Consider the following 15,039-nt stretch of genomic DNA (forward strand, 5'->3'; position numbering starts at 1 on the left):
CAGCGCTTTCAGCGGGCTTTCAGCGGGTGTTCTGCAGCAGGCCGCGGCTGCGCAGCACGCGGCGCTCCAGGGGGGAGAAGATCAACAGGTCGATGGCGACCCCGACGACCAGGATCAGGATGATACCGAGCAGCACTCCGGACATGTCGTTGGAGTCGCGCTGGTTCTCCAGGTAGCGGCCCAGGCCGATGCCCAGGTCGGGGGAGCTGGCGATCAGCTCGGCGGCCATCAGCGAGCGCCAGGAGAACGCCCAGCCCTGCTTGAGACCGGACAGGTAGCCGGGCAGCGCGGCCGGCAGCAGGATGTGCCGGGCGCCGCTGAGCCCGCGCGCCCCGAGGGTGCGACCGGCCCGCAGGAAGAGCGGCGGCACCTGGTCGATGCCGGAGATCAGGCCGTTGGCGATGGACGGCACCGCGCCGAGCAGGATCACCGCGTACATCGCCTGGTCGTTGATGCCCAGCCAGATCACCGCGGCCGGCACCCAGGCCACCGAGGGCAGCGACTGCAGACCGGAGAGCACCGGGCCGACCGCGGCCCGGACGAACTTCACCCGGGCCACCACCAGGCCGATCGGCGTGCCGATCACCACCGCCGCCAGGAAGCCGGAGATCCCGCGCCAGATGCTGGTCCAGATGATCGAGAACAGCGTCCCCTGGTACCAGAGGTCGGTCAGGCTGTGCCAGACGTCCAGCGGGCTGGGCAGCTTGTACGAGGCGGTGACGTGCAGGCTGTAGAGCAACTGCCAGATCGCGAGCACCAGCAGCACGCCGAGCACCGGCGGCAGCGCCTTCTCGCGCAGCACCTGGCCGATCGGGGCGCGCTGGATCTGCACGGCGTCGAGCGCGTCCAGCCCGGCCTCGACCCCGTGCAGGTCGTCGGCGGAGCTCTCCTTGGAGAGCGGAGCGGGGGCTGTCTCAGTGCTGGCCATGGCGGCGGATCTCCCCACGCAGGTCTTCGGTGATCTCGACGGACAGGTCCGCGACGGCGGCGGACTCGATTCGGCGCGGCTGCGGCAGGTCGACCTGCCACTGCTTGGCCACCCGGCCGGGCCGGGAGGAGAGCAGCACCACGCGCTGGGCCAGCCGGACGGCCTCGCGCACGTTGTGCGTGACGAACAGGACGGTCAGCTGCCGTTCCTGCCAGATCCGGGTGATCTCCTCGTGCAGCACGTCGCGGGTGATCGCGTCCAGGGCCGCGAACGGCTCGTCCATCAGCAGCACGCTGCTGCCCTGGGCGAGCGCCCGGGCCATCGCGACCCGCTGGCGCATGCCGCCGGAGAGCTCGTGCACCCGCTTGCCGTAGGAGCCGCCGAGCCGCACCAGTTCGAGCAGCCGCTCGGCCTCGGCCTTGCGGTCGGCCCGGGCCACGCCGTTGAGCCGCAGCGCCAGCTCGATGTTCTTGCCGGCGGTCAGCCACGGGAAGAGCGCGTGCTCCTGGAACATCAGCGCCGGGCGGCCACCGGGCACCTCGATGCTGCCGGCCGTCGGCTTGTCCAGCCCGGCGACCAGGTTGAGCAGGGTGGACTTGCCGCAGCCGGACGCGCCGAGCAGGCAGACGAACTCGCCGGCGGCGACATCGAGGGTGATGTCGTCCAGCACCGGGGTGGCCGCGCCGGGGCGGCCGAAGGACTTGTGCACGCCTGCGATCCGGACGGCAGGGGTGCCGGTCCGGTCCGCGATGTCGGGGGCCTCGTTCGGGGTGGTCAGTGCCGTGCTCATAGCGGGCACCTCCTGGCGTGAGTGGGGCGAGCGAAAACTGGAGCGGGGCCGGGGTCCACCCCCGCCCGACCCTGTGACTGGGCATCGACCGGGACGGGCGGGGGAGGACACCGGAGCTACCGGTGCGGGGACAACGTCAGTGAGGGTGCTACGGGGTGCCGAGGCCGGCGTCGGCCGCCACGGGCTGACCGGCGGCCTTGAGCACCTTGTTGAGCAGCGACAGGTCGTAGATCCCGGCGATGTTGGGCTTCTTCAGCAGCCCGGCGGTCACCGCGTGGTCGGCCTCCGCCTGCAGGGTGCTGGCCAGCGGGTCGTCCAGGAAGTCGATGCTCTTCCAGGCCGGGGCGAGCACGTTGGCCGGCAGCGCGTTGCCGCCGGTCGCCTTGATCGCGTCGTTGGCGTCCTGCTGGGCCTTGTCCGGGTTGGCCTTGATGAAGGCGTTGGACTTCACCGAGCCGCGCAGCACGGCCTCCACCACGTCCGGGTGCTCCTTGAGGAACTTCTGCGAGACGATGATGTTGGTGATCACGAACTGCTTGTTCGGCCAGAGGTCCTTCTCGTCCAACAGCACCTTGGCGCCCTTGTTCACCAGGGTGGAGGCGGTGGGCTCGGGCACCCAGGCGCCGTCGATCGAGCCGGAGGAGTAGGCGTCCGGGGTGACCTTGTTGTCGGTGCGGACCACCGAGACGTCACCGGCGCCGGACTGCGGGTCCACCTTGTAGCCCTTGCCCGACAGGTAGTTCAGCAGCGCCACGTCCTGGGTGTTGCCGAGCTGCGGGGTGGCGATCTTCTTGCCCTTGAGGTCGTCCAGCGACTTGATCTTGTCCGGGTTGACCACCAGCCCGACGCCACCGGAGGCCGAGCCGCCGATGATCTTCAGGTTGGTGCTGTTGGACTTCACGTAGCCGTTGATCGCGGGGGAGGGGCCGATCCAGCCGATGTCGATCGAACCGGCGTTCAGCGCCTCGATCTCGGACGGGCCGGCGTTGAAGACCTGGGTCTTGATCTGGGTGCCGCCGAGCTCCTTCTGGAAGAGCCCTTCCTGCAGGCCGACCAGCGCGGTGCCGTGGGTCAGGTTGGCGAAGTAGCCGATCTTGACCGTGTCGGCGGACAGCTTCGCACCCGAGGTGGCCGCTGCCGGGGCGGCGTTGGCCTTGGTGTCGGCCTTGGAGCCGTAGCCGCCGCAGGCGGTCAGCAGGCCGACGGCGGTCAGACCCGCCACGCCGGTCAGCGTGGCGCGTCTGGCGCGCCCGGCGTTGGGGCGAAGCGGGCTATGCGTCTGAGAGGAAGCCATGGGAGGTGTCCTTCGCTGGAACGGTCAAGGGAAGCTGGTGCGTTGGCACGCCGGGTGCCGTCTTCTGGAGGTGCGGAAGGCGGCGGTGCACCCGGTGACGGAGTGTCAGAGACCCCGTCCGGACCCACATCGGCCGATGCCGCCCTGGCCACTGCCACGGACGCCGCTGCCGATGCGGCCGCCTTCCTTGTCCATGCCGGAGAACGCCTCTCCTGACATCAGACCCAGTCCCCCTCTTCCGCCTGCGGCTCGGCCACCGCGAGGGCGCCGCCGAAGGCCTCGCCCGCCATACCGGCGGTGAGCGTGGTGCCGTCGGCCGGGTCGATCAGCAGGAAGGACCCGGTCCGGCGGTTGTCGGTGTAGTCGTCCAGCGCCAGCGGCTCGGCGGTGCGCAGCACCACGCGGCCGATGTCGTTGACGCCCAAGCCCTCGGCGCCGGAGCGCTGTTCGAGGGTGTCGATGTCGATCCGGTAGGAGATCTCCTTGACCAGCGCGCGCACCGTGCGGGTGGTGTGCTTGAGCAGCACCTTGTCCCCGGCGCGCAGCGGGCGCTCGTGCAGGTGGCTCACGGTCGCCTCGACGTCCTTGGTGGGCACCGGCACCGGGCCCGCCGCGATCAGGTCGCCGCGCGAGATGTCGATGTCCTCGGCCAGGCGCACGGTGATCGACTGCGGCGCCCAGGCGACGTCGGTCGCCTCGCCGAGCAGGTCGATGCCCGCCACCGTGGTGGTGTGCCCGGAGGGCAGCACCGTGACGGCGTCGCCGGTGCGCAGCACGCCGGAGGCCAACTGCCCGGCGTAGCCGCGGTAGTCGGGGTTCTCGGCGGACTGCGGCCGGATCACGTACTGGACCGGGAAGCGGGCCGGCTCGACGCTCGGGTCGGTGCCGACCGGCACCGTCTCCAGGTGCTCCAGCAGGGTCGGGCCGCCGTACCAGTCCATGTGCGCGGAGGGCTCGACCACGTTGTCGCCGGCCAGCGCCGAGATCGGGATCGAGACGATGTCGCTCACCCCGAGGGAGGCCGCGTAGGCGGTGAACTCCTCGGCGATCGCCGCGAAGACGGGCTCGGCGTAGTCGACCAGGTCCATCTTGTTGACGGCCAGGACCACGTGCGGCACCCGCAGCAGCGCGGCCACCGCGGCGTGCCGGCGGGTCTGCTCGACCACGCCGTTGCGCGCGTCCACCAGCACCACGGCCAGCTCGGCGGTGGAGGCGCCGGTCACCATGTTGCGGGTGTACTGCACGTGCCCGGGGGTGTCGGCCAGGATGAACCGCCGCCGGGGCGTGGCGAAGTAGCGGTACGCCACGTCGATGGTGATGCCCTGCTCGCGCTCGGCCCGCAGGCCGTCGGTGAGCAGCGCCAGGTCGGGAGCCTCCTGGCCGCGCTTGCGGGAGGCGTGCTCGACGGCCTCCAGCTGGTCGGCCAGCACCGACTTGGAGTCGTGCAGCAGGCGGCCGACCAGGGTCGACTTGCCGTCGTCCACGGACCCGGCGGTGGCGAAACGCAGCAGCGAGGTGGCGGTCAATTCGGTGGTGCTGGACATTTTAGAAGTACCCCTCGCGCTTGCGGTCTTCCATGGCGGCCTCGGAGAGCTTGTCGTCGGCCCGGGTCGCCCCCCGCTCGGTCAGCCGGCTGGCGGCGATCTCGGTGATCACGTCCGCGATGGTCGCGGCGGCCGAGTCGACGGCGCCGGTGCAGGACATGTCGCCGACCGTGCGGTAGCGGATCAGCCGCCGCTGCACCGTCTCGCCCTCCTTGGGGCCGCCCCACTCGCCGGCGGTCAGCCACATGCCGTCGCGGGCGAAGACGTCGCGCTCGTGCGCGTAGTAGATCTCCGGCAGCTCGATCGCCTCGCGCTCGATGTACTGCCAGACGTCCAGCTCGGTCCAGTTGGAGAGCGGGAAGACCCGGACGTGCTCGCCGACCGCGTGCTTGCCGTTGTAGAGGTTCCACAGCTCGGGGCGCTGGCGGCGCGGGTCCCAGGCGCCGAACTCGTCGCGCAGCGAGAACACCCGCTCCTTGGCGCGGGCCTTCTCCTCGTCCCGGCGGCCGCCGCCGAAGACCGCGTCGAACTTGCCGGTCTCGATGGCGTCCAGCAGCGGGACGGTCTGCAGCGGGTTGCGGGTGCCGTCCGGGCGCTCGCGCAGCCGGCCGTCGTCGATGAAGTCCTGCACGCTCGCCACGTGCAGCCGCAGGTTGTGCTCGGCCACCACGCGGTCGCGGTAGGCGATCACCTCGGGGAAGTTGTGGCCGGTGTCCACGTGCAGCAGCGAGAACGGGATCGGCGCCGGGGCGAAGGCCTTGAGCGCCAGGTGCAGCATGACGATCGAGTCCTTGCCGCCGGAGAACAGGATCACCGGACGCTCGAACTCCCCCGCGACCTCGCGGAAGATGTGCACCGCCTCGGCCTCCAGGGCGTCGAGGTGGGAGAGCGCGAAGGGATTGTCGCTGCGCTCGATCGGGCTGGCGGTCGCGGTCGTCATGCGAGGCCCCTCTCGGACAGGAAGGTGTGCAGTTCGGCGGCGGACTCGGCGACCGAGCGGCCCTGGGTCTGCAGGCGCAGCTCGGGGTGCTCGGGAGCCTCGTACGGGTCGTCGACGCCGGTGAGGCCGGAGATCTCACCGGCGGCCTGCTTGGCGTACAGGCCCTTGACGTCGCGCTCCGAGCAGAGCTCGACGGGGGTGGCAACGTGGATCTCCAGGAACTCGGCGCCCTGCTCGGCGTGCCGGGTGCGGACCGCGGCACGGGAGTCGGCGTAGGGGGCGATCACCGGGGCGAGCACCTTCACACCGTTCTTGGCCAGCTTCTCGGCGACGAAGCCGATCCTGGTCACGTTGGTGTGCCGGTCCTCCTTGCTGAAACCCAGTCCCTTGGAGAGGAACTCGCGGATCTCGTCCCCGTCCAGCACCTCGACCTTGTGGCCCTCGGCGCGCAGCCGGTCGGCCAGCGCGAAGGCCAGGGTGGTCTTGCCGGCGCTGGGCAGCCCGGTCAGCCACACCGTGGCGCCGCGCTCGCAGGGGGCGGCCACGGGGGCCGCCTCCGCGGCTTCCCCGGCGGCGGCCAAGGTGTCGGCTGTGGTCACGTTTCGCTCCAAAATTAAGTAACTGACAAAAAAAGAGGATTCAGAGGTGGCTGTATCCGTTGACCATCAGAGGTGGCTGTATCCATTGACCATCAGAGATGGCTGTATCCATTGACCATCAGAGATGGATCCCGCACTCGGTCTTGCCGGACCCGGCCCAGCGGCCGGCCCGGCCCTCCTCGCCCTCGCCCGGCTTGCGGGTGCAGGAGAGCGGCGAGCAGCCGACCGAGGTGTAGCCCTCCCACAGCAGCGGGTTGAGCAGCACCCCGTTGGCCTGGACGTAGGCGTCCACGTCCGCCTGGGTCCAGCGGGCGATCGGCGCGATCTTCACCTTGCGGCGCTTCGCGTCCCAGGCCACCACCGGGGTGTTGGCGCGGGACGGCGACTCGTCGCGGCGCAGGCCGGTCGCCCAGGCGTCGTAGGCGCCCAGTCCGCGCTGCAGCGGCTCGACCTTGCGCAGCGAGCAGCACAGGTCCGGGTCCCGGTCGTGCAGGTTGGGCCCGTACTCGGCGTCCTGCTCGGCCACCGTCTGACGCGGGGTCAGGGTGATCACGTTGACCGGCATGGTCGCGGCGACCGCGTCCCGGGTGCCGATGGTCTCCGGGAAGTGGTAGCCGGTGTCCAGGAAGACCACGTCGATGCCGGGCAGCGCGGTGGAGGCCAGGTGGGCGACCACCGCGTCCTCCATCGAGGAGGTGACGCAGAGCTTCTTGCCGAAGGTGCCGGCGGCCCAGCGCAGGATCTCCTGCGCCGAGGCCTCCTCCAGATCGCGCCCGGCCGCGGTGGCCAGCGCCTCCAGATCAGTGGTGGTGCTCACTTGTGCTCCCCCCGTTCGAAGCTGACAGCAGACCAAGGAACTTCACTTGGAAAGCGCGGCGGCAGCTCGCGCATTCCCAGGCGCCGTGTCCGCCTTCCGCGGACGGGCGAAGGTCCTCGTCACCGCAGTACGGGCAGTAGAACGGGGCCGCGCGCTCGCTCATGCGGCCACCTCGCTTCGCTCGGCGGTCGCTTCGCGAGACGCGCACCTCTTGATGGTTCGCTCGCTTCGCTCGCTCACGACAACTGCTCCTCGCTGGCCCGGGCGGTCCACTGGGCGAACCGCTCGCCCTCCTCGCGGTCGGCCTGGAAGCGGGTCAGCACCCGCTCCACGTAGTCCGGCAGGCCGTCCTTGGTGACCTTCAGCCCGCGCACCTTGCGGCCGAAGCCGGCCTCCAGGCCGAGCGCGCCGCCCAGGTGGACCTGGTAGCCCTCCACCTGGTTGCCGTGCTCGTCGGTCACCAGCTGGCCCTTGAGACCGATGTCCGCGACCTGGATCCGGGCGCAGGCGTTCGGGCAGCCGTTGATGTTGATGGTCAGCGGCTCGTCGAACTGCGGCAGCCGTGCCTCCAGCTCGTCGATCAGGGTGCGCCCGCGCTCCTTGGTCTCGACGATGGCGAGCTTGCAGTACTCGATGCCGGTGCAGGCCATGGTGCCGCGGCGGAACGGGGACGGGGTGACACGCAGGTCCAGCGCCTCCAGGCCGGCCACCAGGGACTCGACGTGCTCCTCGGGCACGTCCAGCACCAGCATCTTCTGCTCGGCGGTGGTGCGCAGCCGGTCCGAGCCGTGCGCGGCGGCGAGTTCGGCGACCTTGCCGAGCAGGGCGCCGTCCACCCGGCCGACCCGCGGCGCGAAGCCGACGTAGTAGTTGCCGTCCTTCTGCTTGTGCACGCCGACGTGGTCGCGCCAGACGCCGGTGGGCTGCTCGGGCGCGGGGCCGTCGACCAGCTGGTACTTGAGGTACTCGTCCTCCAGCACCTGGCGGAACTTGTCCTTGCCCCAGTCGGCGACCAGGAACTTCAGGCGGGCGCGGTTGCGCAGCCGGCGGTAGCCGTAGTCGCGGAAGATGCCGATCACGCCGCCGTAGACGTCCGCGACCTCCTGCAGCGGCACCCAGGCGCCCAGGCGCACACCCAGCTTGGGGTTGGTGGACAGGCCGCCGCCGACCCACAGGTCGAAGCCCGGGCCGTGCTCGGGGTGGTTCACGCCGACGAAGGCGATGTCGTTGATCTCGTGCGCCACGTCCAGCAGCGGGGAGCCGGAGACCGCCGACTTGAACTTGCGCGGCAGGTTGGAGAAGTCCGGGTTGCCGATGAAGCGGCGCTGGATCTCCTCGATGGCGGGGGTGCCGTCGATGATCTCGTCCTCGGCGATGCCGGCCACCGGGGAGCCGAGGATGACCCGCGGGGTGTCGCCGCAGGCCTCGGTGGTGGACAGGCCGACGCCCTCCAGCTTCTGCCAGATCGCGGGCATGTCCTCGATCCGGATCCAGTGGTACTGGATGTTCTGGCGGTCGGTCAGGTCGGCGGTGCCGCGCGCGTACTGCTGCGAGACCTCGGCGATCGCCTGCAGCTGGGCGACGGTGAGGCGGCCGCCGTCGATCCGGACCCGGAGCATGAAGTACTCGGCGTCCAGCTCGTGCGGCTCCAGGATCGCGGTCTTGCCGCCGTCGATCCCCTCCTTGCGCTGGGTGTACAGACCCCACCAGCGCATCCGGCCGCGCAGGTCGGACGGGTCGATCGAGTCGAAGCCGCGGTGCGCGTAGATCGTCTCAATGCGTGTCCGCACATTGAGACCGTCATCGTCCTTCTTGAACTGCTCGTTGGCGTTCAGCGGAGTGAAGTGCCCCATGCCCCACTGGCCCTCGCCACGGTGGCGGGTCACCTTGCGGGCGGCGGCAGCACGGGGCGCGGGCTGGGGCTCGACCGGGTCGGAAGTGGTTGGCATGTGAGGGTCCTTCGGGGAGGTGGCTCTGCTGCTGGAGGTGTGCGTCTTCCCGGGACCGTGCCTACTCCGACCTGCGAACCTGTGGTACCAGGTGGATGGCGGTGATCGTGGCCCTGGGCGCCGGCACATCCGCTACGGCGGGGATGGCGAGGCGGGTGGCGCCGGTGCGGTGGTGGCGGCTGGGGTGGGGCTCAGATCACCGGACAGATGGCGCTGGACACGCGAAGGAGATCGACGTGGAGTCGACCTACTAGGGTGGTTCCGGCGCTAGGCATGGCAAGAGATTCGCACGCCGAGCGAGGCGCGGTCCACTGACGTCCAGAATGCGGACGAGTTTGTTCCGAATCGCGAGATCGGCGCGCAGTCGCCGAGCTGGCGACGGTACCGGCCCGCCGGTGCGCCCGAAGCTCTGGGCCTGCCCGATACCGTATGGGTGTGCAGCCACCAGGTGAAGTCAGCAGAGCGGGCGCCGAGCGGCCCTCCCGGCGACGGGGGAAGGGCGCCCGGCGGGCGGCCCGGCGGTCGAGCTGGCGCGGCACCGTCTGGGCCCTGGTCAAGGACACCACCAACACCTGCGTCGAGTACCGGGTCACCGGGCTGGCGGCGGAGGCGGCCTTCTTCACCCTGCTCTCCATCCCGCCGCTGCTGCTCTGCCTGGCCGGCACCCTCGGCTACCTGGACGAACTGCTCGGCGCCGGGACCATCCAGAAGCTGCAGCACGACATCCTCTCGGCCGCCGGCACGGTGCTCTCGCAGTCCTCGATCCACCAGACCGTGCAGCCACTGCTGGACGGCGTCTTCGCGCACGGACGCCCCGACCTGATCTCGATCGGCTTCCTGCTCTCGCTCTGGTCCGGCTCCCGGGCGCTCTACATCTTCATCGACACCATCACCGTGATGTACGGGCTGGACGGCAAGCGCGGGATCGTCAAGACCCGGACCATGTCGCTCGGCCTCTACCTCGGCGCCCTGGTGATCGGCTCCCTGGTGCTGCCCCTGCTGGTGGCCGGCCCAGGGCTGGTGGTGGCGGCGGTGCCCAACATCGCAGGCCTGGTCAGCGCGCTCTACTGGCCGGTCGCGATCCTGCTGCTGATCATCTTCCTGACCACCCTCTACCACCTCTCGGTGCCGGCCAACACGCCCTGGCGCGAGGACATCCCCGGCGCCCTGGTGGCGCTCGGGGTGCTGGTGCTGTGCAGCCTGGTGCTGCGGGTCTACCTGGTCAGCTCGGTGGAGGGCCACTCGGTCTACGGCTCGCTGGCCGCGCCGGTCGCGGTACTGCTGTGGATCTTCGTGCTGGCGCTCGCGGTGCTGATCGGCGCCGCCATGAACGCCGCGCTAGACCGCCGCTGGCCCAGCGTGGAGACCGCCGACGCCCGGGCCGAGAGCGAGCGGGCCAGCGAGCAGCGGGCCGCCGCACTGGTCCGCCAGGTGGGCGTGCGCCGGGCCGCCGAGCGGGCCCAGCGGGCCCGGACGCTCGGGCTGGCCGACAGCTACGACGAGGAGTTCGGCGAGGAGGGCGCCGAGGACGACGAGGTGCCCTCGGAGTACCCCGAGCGGTGGGCCGACTTCCTGGCGCCCGGAAATGTGCGCGGACGGCTCGGCGGCCTGCGCCGCCGTCGCCGGCGGACCCCGCCGCCCCCGCCGGACACCGACCGTCCGGTCGCCCGGCCCGCCCCGCACCACGCGGCCGACCCCACCGGAGCGGTGGAGCACCCGGCCGGGCCGTGGGCCTCCGACGGGCGGTTCCCGGGAGAGCTGGGGCCGGTGGACTCGGCGCTGCCGAGCTACCCGCCGCGGCCGCCGTGGGACGGGCCGTGACGCCCCCGTCGAGGAAGAACCGCTGGTCAAAAACCTGATGCGAGCCGCGGGGCAGGTGTTCTAGGCTGCCACCGCAGGCGATCGCGCATGATCGCCCAGCCGATCGCCAGGACCGTTGATCCGGTCCGGGAAACAGAAGCAGGAGGTGGGCCCGATGGTTGTCGCCGCGCTCACGGCTGCCCAGGGCAGCACTCGTACTCCCCTCTTCCTCCCGGCCGCCGGCTGACGTTTCGCTCAGCCCCGGGAAAACTTCCTCCCGAAGGGCTTCACCGCGTTGTTCGAGGCATTCGCTTCTGACGTTCTCTCTTCCCTCTCCGGCTACGGCTGGACCCCCGAGCTCGACGAGCTCTTCGCCCCCCTCGCCGAGGCGGGGCTGACCCCCGGACGACTGGCCCGCGTCGATCGCGGCCAGGCCGACGTGCTGGTCGCCGACCCCGAGACCGGCGAGGTGCGCACCGTACGGGCCGACACCCGTCCGGTCAGCGGCGCCGAGGCCGTGGACAATCCGTGCACCGGTGACTGGGTGGCGATCGACCTCGCCGCCGAACCGATGATCGCGGTCAGTGCCGTCCTGCCGCGCCGTACCGCGATCGTCCGCAAGGTCGCCGGCAAGACCTCCGAGGGCCAGGTGCTGGCCGCCAACGTCGACACCGTCCTGATCGCCTCCTCATTGGCGGCCGAACCCGACCTCGGCCGGGTCGAGCGCTTCCTGGCGCTCGCCTACGAGAGCGGCGCCGAGCCGCTGGTCGTGCTCACCAAGGCCGACCTGGTGAGCGACGCCGAGTTCGTCCGCGAGGACGTCGAGCGCGTCGCGCCCGGCGTCACCGTGCTGGTGGTCAGCGCCGAGACCGGCGCCGGCCTGGACGTGCTGCGGGCCTGCATGGGCGCCACCACCGCGCTGATCGGCCAGTCCGGCGCGGGCAAGTCCACGCTGACCAACGCGCTGGCCGGGCATCAGGTGATGACCGTTCAGCAGACCCGCGACAGCGACGAGAAGGGGCGGCACACCACCACCACCCGCGAGCTGTTCGCGCTGCCCGGCGGCGGAGTGCTGATCGACACCCCCGGCCTGCGTGGCGTCGGCCTCTACGGTGGCGAGGGGCTGCAGCAGGCCTTCGCCGAGATCGAGGAGTTCGCGGCGCAGTGCCGCTTCCCGGACTGCTCGCACCAGTCCGAGCCCGGCTGCGCCGTCCGGGCCGCGCTGGCCGACGGCACCCTCGCCCACCGTCGCTGGGAGAGCTACCTCAAGCTCCAGCGCGAGAACGAGTGGATCGCCTCCCGCGCCGACGCCCGCCTCGCCAAGGAGCGCGCCAACCTGTGGAAGCAGCGCTCCAAGGCCGCGCGCGGCAACATCCGCCCCTGGCACGGCTCGCGCGCTCCCGGCGCCAGCTGATCGCGGGATAGGGGCACCGGCTCATCCGTCCGGTGCCCCGCCCTGCGTGCGGCTAGTTCGCCGGGAAGGTGAACCAGTGCAGGCTGACGTACGGTTGGCCGACCGCGCCGGAGCTGAACTTCAGGTACACGGTGTGCTTGCCGGTGGTGCGGGAGATGTTTGCCGGCACCGTGCGCCAGGCGGACCAGCCACCGGTGTTGGCGACGGCGAACGAGCCGATCGGCGCGTTCGCCGGACTGTCCAGCACCACGTTGACCAGTCCGCTCACCCCGCCGGCGGCGCCGGAGGCGACCCGGGCGTCGAACTGGGTGGAGCCGGCGCTGCCGAAGTCGACGTTGTCGTAGCGCAGGTAGGCGCCGTCGGAGAGCTGGGCCAGCTGGTTGCCGTCCACCCCGGGCGGGTTGCTGTCACCCGTGCCGGTCCGGGTGGCCGAGCCGAGTTGGGCGGCGGCGTAGCAGTCGGCGGAGATGTCGGCGGTGGCGAGTTGGGCGCAGTTGGTGCCGCCACCGGATCCGGTCGGCGAGGGCGTGGGTGTGGGCGTGGGGGTAGGCGTGGGTGTGGGCGTGGGGGTAGGCGTGGAAGTGGGTGTCGGGGTGGGCGTGCTGCCGCCGCCCGTCTGGTAGACCGCGAACCAGTCCACGCTCATTCCCGCCCCCGAGCTGGTTGCCGCCGAGGGTGAGCCGCAGCCGCAGATCGCGTTGGGATAGGCCCCGCCGATGGCGACGTTGAAGATGGCGAAGAAGCCGTGGTCCACCGCGGCCTGCCAGGTGGCGACCGGGACTTGGCTCTCGTTGACGGTGAAGGTCTGGGTCCCGTCCAGGTAGAAGCGCAGCTGCTCGGCAGCGGTGTTGGTGCGGTCGAGGATCACCGAGTAGGTGTGGTAGCCGGTCTGGCAGCCCGGGCAGGCCTGCAGTCCGCTGCCGATCCCGGTGGTCTCGTTGCACGGGCCGCCCGGATCGACACCGCAGTGCAGGGTGGTGGAGTGCTGGCTGAGCGCGTTGACGTCCTCCATCACGTCGAGTTCGCCGATGCCGGGCCAGTTGGTGGCACCGACCGGCCGGGCCGCCGCGCCCAGCGCCCAGAAGGCCGGCCAGTAGCCCAGTCCGTTGGCCGGGTCGGGCTGCTGGATCGAGGCGCTGATCTGCAGTTGGCCGCCGGGAGGTGCGGCGAAGTCGGTGCGCTGGGTCTCCACCCGGCCCGAGGTCCAGTTGCCGGCGGCGTCCCGGATCGGCTTGATGACGAGGTGTCCGCCGCCGTCCTGGTAGACGTTGGCGGTCGAGTTGGTGACCGTCTCGATCTCGCCGGTGCCCCAGTTGCCCGCGCCGCCGGGGTAGCTGGTGCCGATGTCGTAGAGCCAGTTGGCGGTGTTGAGACCGGTACCGGCGGCGCCGGTGAAGTCGTCGCTGAAGACGGTGCTCCAACCACTGGGCGCGGGTGGCACGTTGCCCGCTGCGGCGGTGCCGGTGCCGGTCCCGCCGACCAGGCCGAGCAGGCCGGCCAGCGGGAGGGCGAGGGCGGTCAGCAGTGCGAGCGGTCGGCGTCTGCGCGCGCCGGCCGCGGGGGAGTGCGGGATGGTCCTGCGCATGGTGGGGGCCTCTCTGGGCATGCGTCGTCAACCCGGACTGTTCATACAGGAAGTGAAGGAGATGGGGGCTCGGACGCGACGATGGTGGGGCTGTCCGAGGCAGGATTGGAAGCGCTCTCAAGCGATCTGATGGCCCATCACCTGCCAGTTATGGAGTGTGTGTCATGACCGGGGTCGGGTCAAGCGCCCCGGCCATGTTCACTTAGTGGAGAAACGCCGGGCCTTGACAGCTGTGGCGAGGTCTCGTCATGCTCCTCTTGAGAGCGCTCTCAGCGATTGCTGCCGACCTCAGGCCGACTCGCGGTGCACCAGGTGGGTCGGGGTGATCACCGAGGAGAGTGCGCTGACCCGGCCCGGAACCGGCTCCGCCGCCGCGGCGAGCTTGCGCAGCAGCAGGCGTGCCATCAGGCGGCCCATTCCCTCGATGTCCTGACGGACCGTGGTCAGCGGGGGATCGGTCCAGGCGGCCACCGACTCGACGTCGTCGAAGCCCACCACGGCCACGTCCTGCGGCACCCGTCGGCCGCGGTCGCGCAGTACCCGCAGGGCGCCGGAGGCCATCGAGTCGGAGGCGGCGAACACGGCGTCCAAGTCCGGTCGGCGATCGAGCAGTTCGGCCATCGCGAGGCCGCCGCCGTCGGGCGTGAAGTCGGCCTCGGCGATCAGGCCGGGATCGCCGTCCGGCAGCAGGTCGCGGTAGCCGTCCAGCCGGTCGATCGAGGAGGTCTGGTCCAACGGACCGGTGATGGTGGCGATCCGGCGCCGCCCGAGCGAGAGCAGGTGCTCGACCGCCAGTCGGGCACCGCCGCGGTTGTCGCTGTCGACGTAGAGCAGGTCCTGGTCCTGCTCGGCGCCGGGCCAGCCCGGGCGGCCGCCGATCACCGTGGGCAGACCGACCCGGCGGGCCATCGACGGCAGCGGGTCGGCCTGGTGCAGCGAGAACAGCAGGGCGCCGTCCACGTGGCCGCCGGCCAGGTAGTGGCCGACCCGGGTGTAGTCGCTCTGGTCGGCGATCAGCAGCAGCACCATCTGGTTGTCGGCCGCCGCGAGTTCGCGACTGATTCCGCGCAGCTGCTGGGCGAAGAACGGGTCGGAGAAGAGCCGGCTCTCCGGCTCGGCGACCACCACCCCGATCGCCTGGTTGCGCCGGGTGACCAGGGTGCGGGCGGCCAGGTTGGGGACGTAGCCGAGCTCGTCGACGGCCAGTCGCACCCGCTCGCGCAGCGGTTCCCGTACGCCGGCCCCGCCGTTGATCACCCGGGAGGCGGTGGCGCGGGAGACGCCCGCGAGTTCGGCGACGGCCTCCAGCGTCGGGCGGACGATCCGGCTGGGCGTCGGGCCGTTGCCCACCTGTTCGATCGACGGCTGGTCGGTCACCC

At 71.2% G+C, this 15,039-nt stretch carries 14 protein-coding genes; 2 read left to right on the plus strand and 12 right to left on the minus strand.

Translation table 11 applies throughout. The features are described 5' to 3' along the window. Nucleotides 1–19: 19 nt before the first annotated feature. From BR98_RS32185 to BR98_RS42710, 10 genes are all read right to left on the minus strand, one after another. Nucleotides 20–928, minus strand: a complete 909-nt coding sequence (locus BR98_RS32185; RefSeq protein WP_035850444.1) for an ABC transporter permease — start codon at nt 926–928, stop codon at nt 20–22. Further along, nucleotides 915–1,718 carry an ABC transporter ATP-binding protein gene (locus tag BR98_RS32190; protein WP_035850445.1) on the minus strand — a complete coding sequence of 268 codons (804 nt, stop codon included), beginning with the start codon at nt 1,716–1,718 and terminating at the stop codon, nt 915–917. The genes BR98_RS32185 and BR98_RS32190 overlap by 14 nt, the downstream gene beginning before the upstream one ends. A 148-nt stretch (nt 1,719–1,866) precedes the next feature. Continuing rightward, nucleotides 1,867–3,012 (minus strand): aliphatic sulfonate ABC transporter substrate-binding protein, encoded by a 1,146-nt coding sequence (locus tag BR98_RS32195; RefSeq protein ID WP_051970599.1) that lies wholly within the window; start codon nt 3,010–3,012, stop codon nt 1,867–1,869. Nucleotides 3,013–3,230: 218 nt separating this feature from the next. Next, complete coding sequence (locus tag BR98_RS32200; RefSeq protein WP_035850446.1) at nt 3,231–4,556, minus strand: sulfate adenylyltransferase subunit 1; 1,326 nt, start codon at nt 4,554–4,556, stop codon at nt 3,231–3,233. A gap of 1 nt (nt 4,557) precedes the next feature. Beyond that, nucleotides 4,558–5,496 carry a sulfate adenylyltransferase subunit CysD gene (gene cysD, locus BR98_RS32205; RefSeq protein ID WP_035850453.1) on the minus strand — a complete coding sequence of 313 codons (939 nt, stop codon included), beginning with the start codon at nt 5,494–5,496 and terminating at the stop codon, nt 4,558–4,560. Next, complete coding sequence (cysC, locus tag BR98_RS32210) at nt 5,493–6,041, minus strand: adenylyl-sulfate kinase (RefSeq protein WP_035854562.1); 549 nt, start codon at nt 6,039–6,041, stop codon at nt 5,493–5,495. Before cysC ends, cysD begins: the two co-directional genes overlap by 4 nt. A 172-nt stretch (nt 6,042–6,213) precedes the next feature. After that, the gene (locus tag BR98_RS32215) at nt 6,214–6,912 is read right to left on the minus strand and encodes a phosphoadenylyl-sulfate reductase (RefSeq protein ID WP_035850460.1); all 699 of its coding nucleotides are present in this window, start codon (nt 6,910–6,912) and stop codon (nt 6,214–6,216) included. After that, nucleotides 6,896–7,075, minus strand: a complete 180-nt coding sequence (locus tag BR98_RS41740) for a hypothetical protein (protein ID WP_083977244.1) — start codon at nt 7,073–7,075, stop codon at nt 6,896–6,898. The genes BR98_RS32215 and BR98_RS41740 overlap by 17 nt, the downstream gene beginning before the upstream one ends. A gap of 73 nt (nt 7,076–7,148) precedes the next feature. Further along, nucleotides 7,149–8,861 (minus strand): nitrite/sulfite reductase, encoded by a 1,713-nt coding sequence (locus BR98_RS32220; RefSeq protein WP_035850465.1) that lies wholly within the window; start codon nt 8,859–8,861, stop codon nt 7,149–7,151. A gap of 191 nt (nt 8,862–9,052) precedes the next feature. Further along, the gene (locus BR98_RS42710) at nt 9,053–9,136 is read right to left on the minus strand and encodes a putative leader peptide (RefSeq protein WP_329492070.1); all 84 of its coding nucleotides are present in this window, start codon (nt 9,134–9,136) and stop codon (nt 9,053–9,055) included. A 154-nt stretch (nt 9,137–9,290) separates the two neighbouring features. Here BR98_RS42710 and BR98_RS32225 point away from each other — a divergent pair, with 154 nt between their 5' ends. Together BR98_RS32225 and rsgA are read left to right on the plus strand one after the other, a co-directional pair. Continuing rightward, nucleotides 9,291–10,682: a YihY/virulence factor BrkB family protein gene (locus tag BR98_RS32225; RefSeq protein ID WP_083977246.1), complete on the plus strand. Its 1,392-nt coding sequence runs from the start codon at nt 9,291–9,293 to the stop codon at nt 10,680–10,682. Between the two features lie 274 nt (nt 10,683–10,956). After that, entirely contained in the window at nt 10,957–12,075 is a 1,119-nt protein-coding gene (gene rsgA / locus BR98_RS32230; protein WP_051970602.1) for a ribosome small subunit-dependent GTPase A, read from the plus strand. A gap of 52 nt (nt 12,076–12,127) precedes the next feature. Here rsgA and BR98_RS32235 read toward each other — a convergent pair whose 3' ends face one another. Further along, nucleotides 12,128–13,681 carry a carbohydrate-binding protein gene (locus BR98_RS32235; protein ID WP_232247756.1) on the minus strand — a complete coding sequence of 518 codons (1,554 nt, stop codon included), beginning with the start codon at nt 13,679–13,681 and terminating at the stop codon, nt 12,128–12,130. A 267-nt stretch (nt 13,682–13,948) separates the two neighbouring features. Continuing rightward, complete coding sequence (locus BR98_RS32240; protein WP_232247758.1) at nt 13,949–15,037, minus strand: LacI family DNA-binding transcriptional regulator; 1,089 nt, start codon at nt 15,035–15,037, stop codon at nt 13,949–13,951. Between the last annotated feature and the right edge of the window lie 2 nt (nt 15,038–15,039).

The sequence above is a fragment of the Kitasatospora azatica KCTC 9699 genome (genome assembly GCF_000744785.1).
In the GTDB taxonomy this organism is placed as follows: domain Bacteria; phylum Actinomycetota; class Actinomycetes; order Streptomycetales; family Streptomycetaceae; genus Kitasatospora; species Kitasatospora azatica.

Coding starts and splice junctions, on each gene's coding strand:
- BR98_RS32235 (WP_232247756.1), bottom strand. CDS start 13,681: ATGCCCAGAGAGGCCCCCACCATGCGCAGGACCATCCCGCACTCCCCC.
- BR98_RS32200 (WP_035850446.1), bottom strand. CDS start 4,556: ATGTCCAGCACCACCGAATTGACCGCCACCTCGCTGCTGCGTTTCGCC.
- BR98_RS32220 (WP_035850465.1), bottom strand. CDS start 8,861: ATGCCAACCACTTCCGACCCGGTCGAGCCCCAGCCCGCGCCCCGTGCT.
- BR98_RS42710 (WP_329492070.1), bottom strand. CDS start 9,136: ATGCCTAGCGCCGGAACCACCCTAGTAGGTCGACTCCACGTCGATCTC.
- BR98_RS32185 (WP_035850444.1), bottom strand. CDS start 928: ATGGCCAGCACTGAGACAGCCCCCGCTCCGCTCTCCAAGGAGAGCTCC.
- BR98_RS32190 (WP_035850445.1), bottom strand. CDS start 1,718: ATGAGCACGGCACTGACCACCCCGAACGAGGCCCCCGACATCGCGGAC.
- cysD (WP_035850453.1), bottom strand. CDS start 5,496: ATGACGACCGCGACCGCCAGCCCGATCGAGCGCAGCGACAATCCCTTC.
- BR98_RS32195 (WP_051970599.1), bottom strand. CDS start 3,012: ATGGCTTCCTCTCAGACGCATAGCCCGCTTCGCCCCAACGCCGGGCGC.
- BR98_RS41740 (WP_083977244.1), bottom strand. CDS start 7,075: ATGAGCGAGCGCGCGGCCCCGTTCTACTGCCCGTACTGCGGTGACGAG.
- BR98_RS32225 (WP_083977246.1), top strand. CDS start 9,291: ATGGGTGTGCAGCCACCAGGTGAAGTCAGCAGAGCGGGCGCCGAGCGG.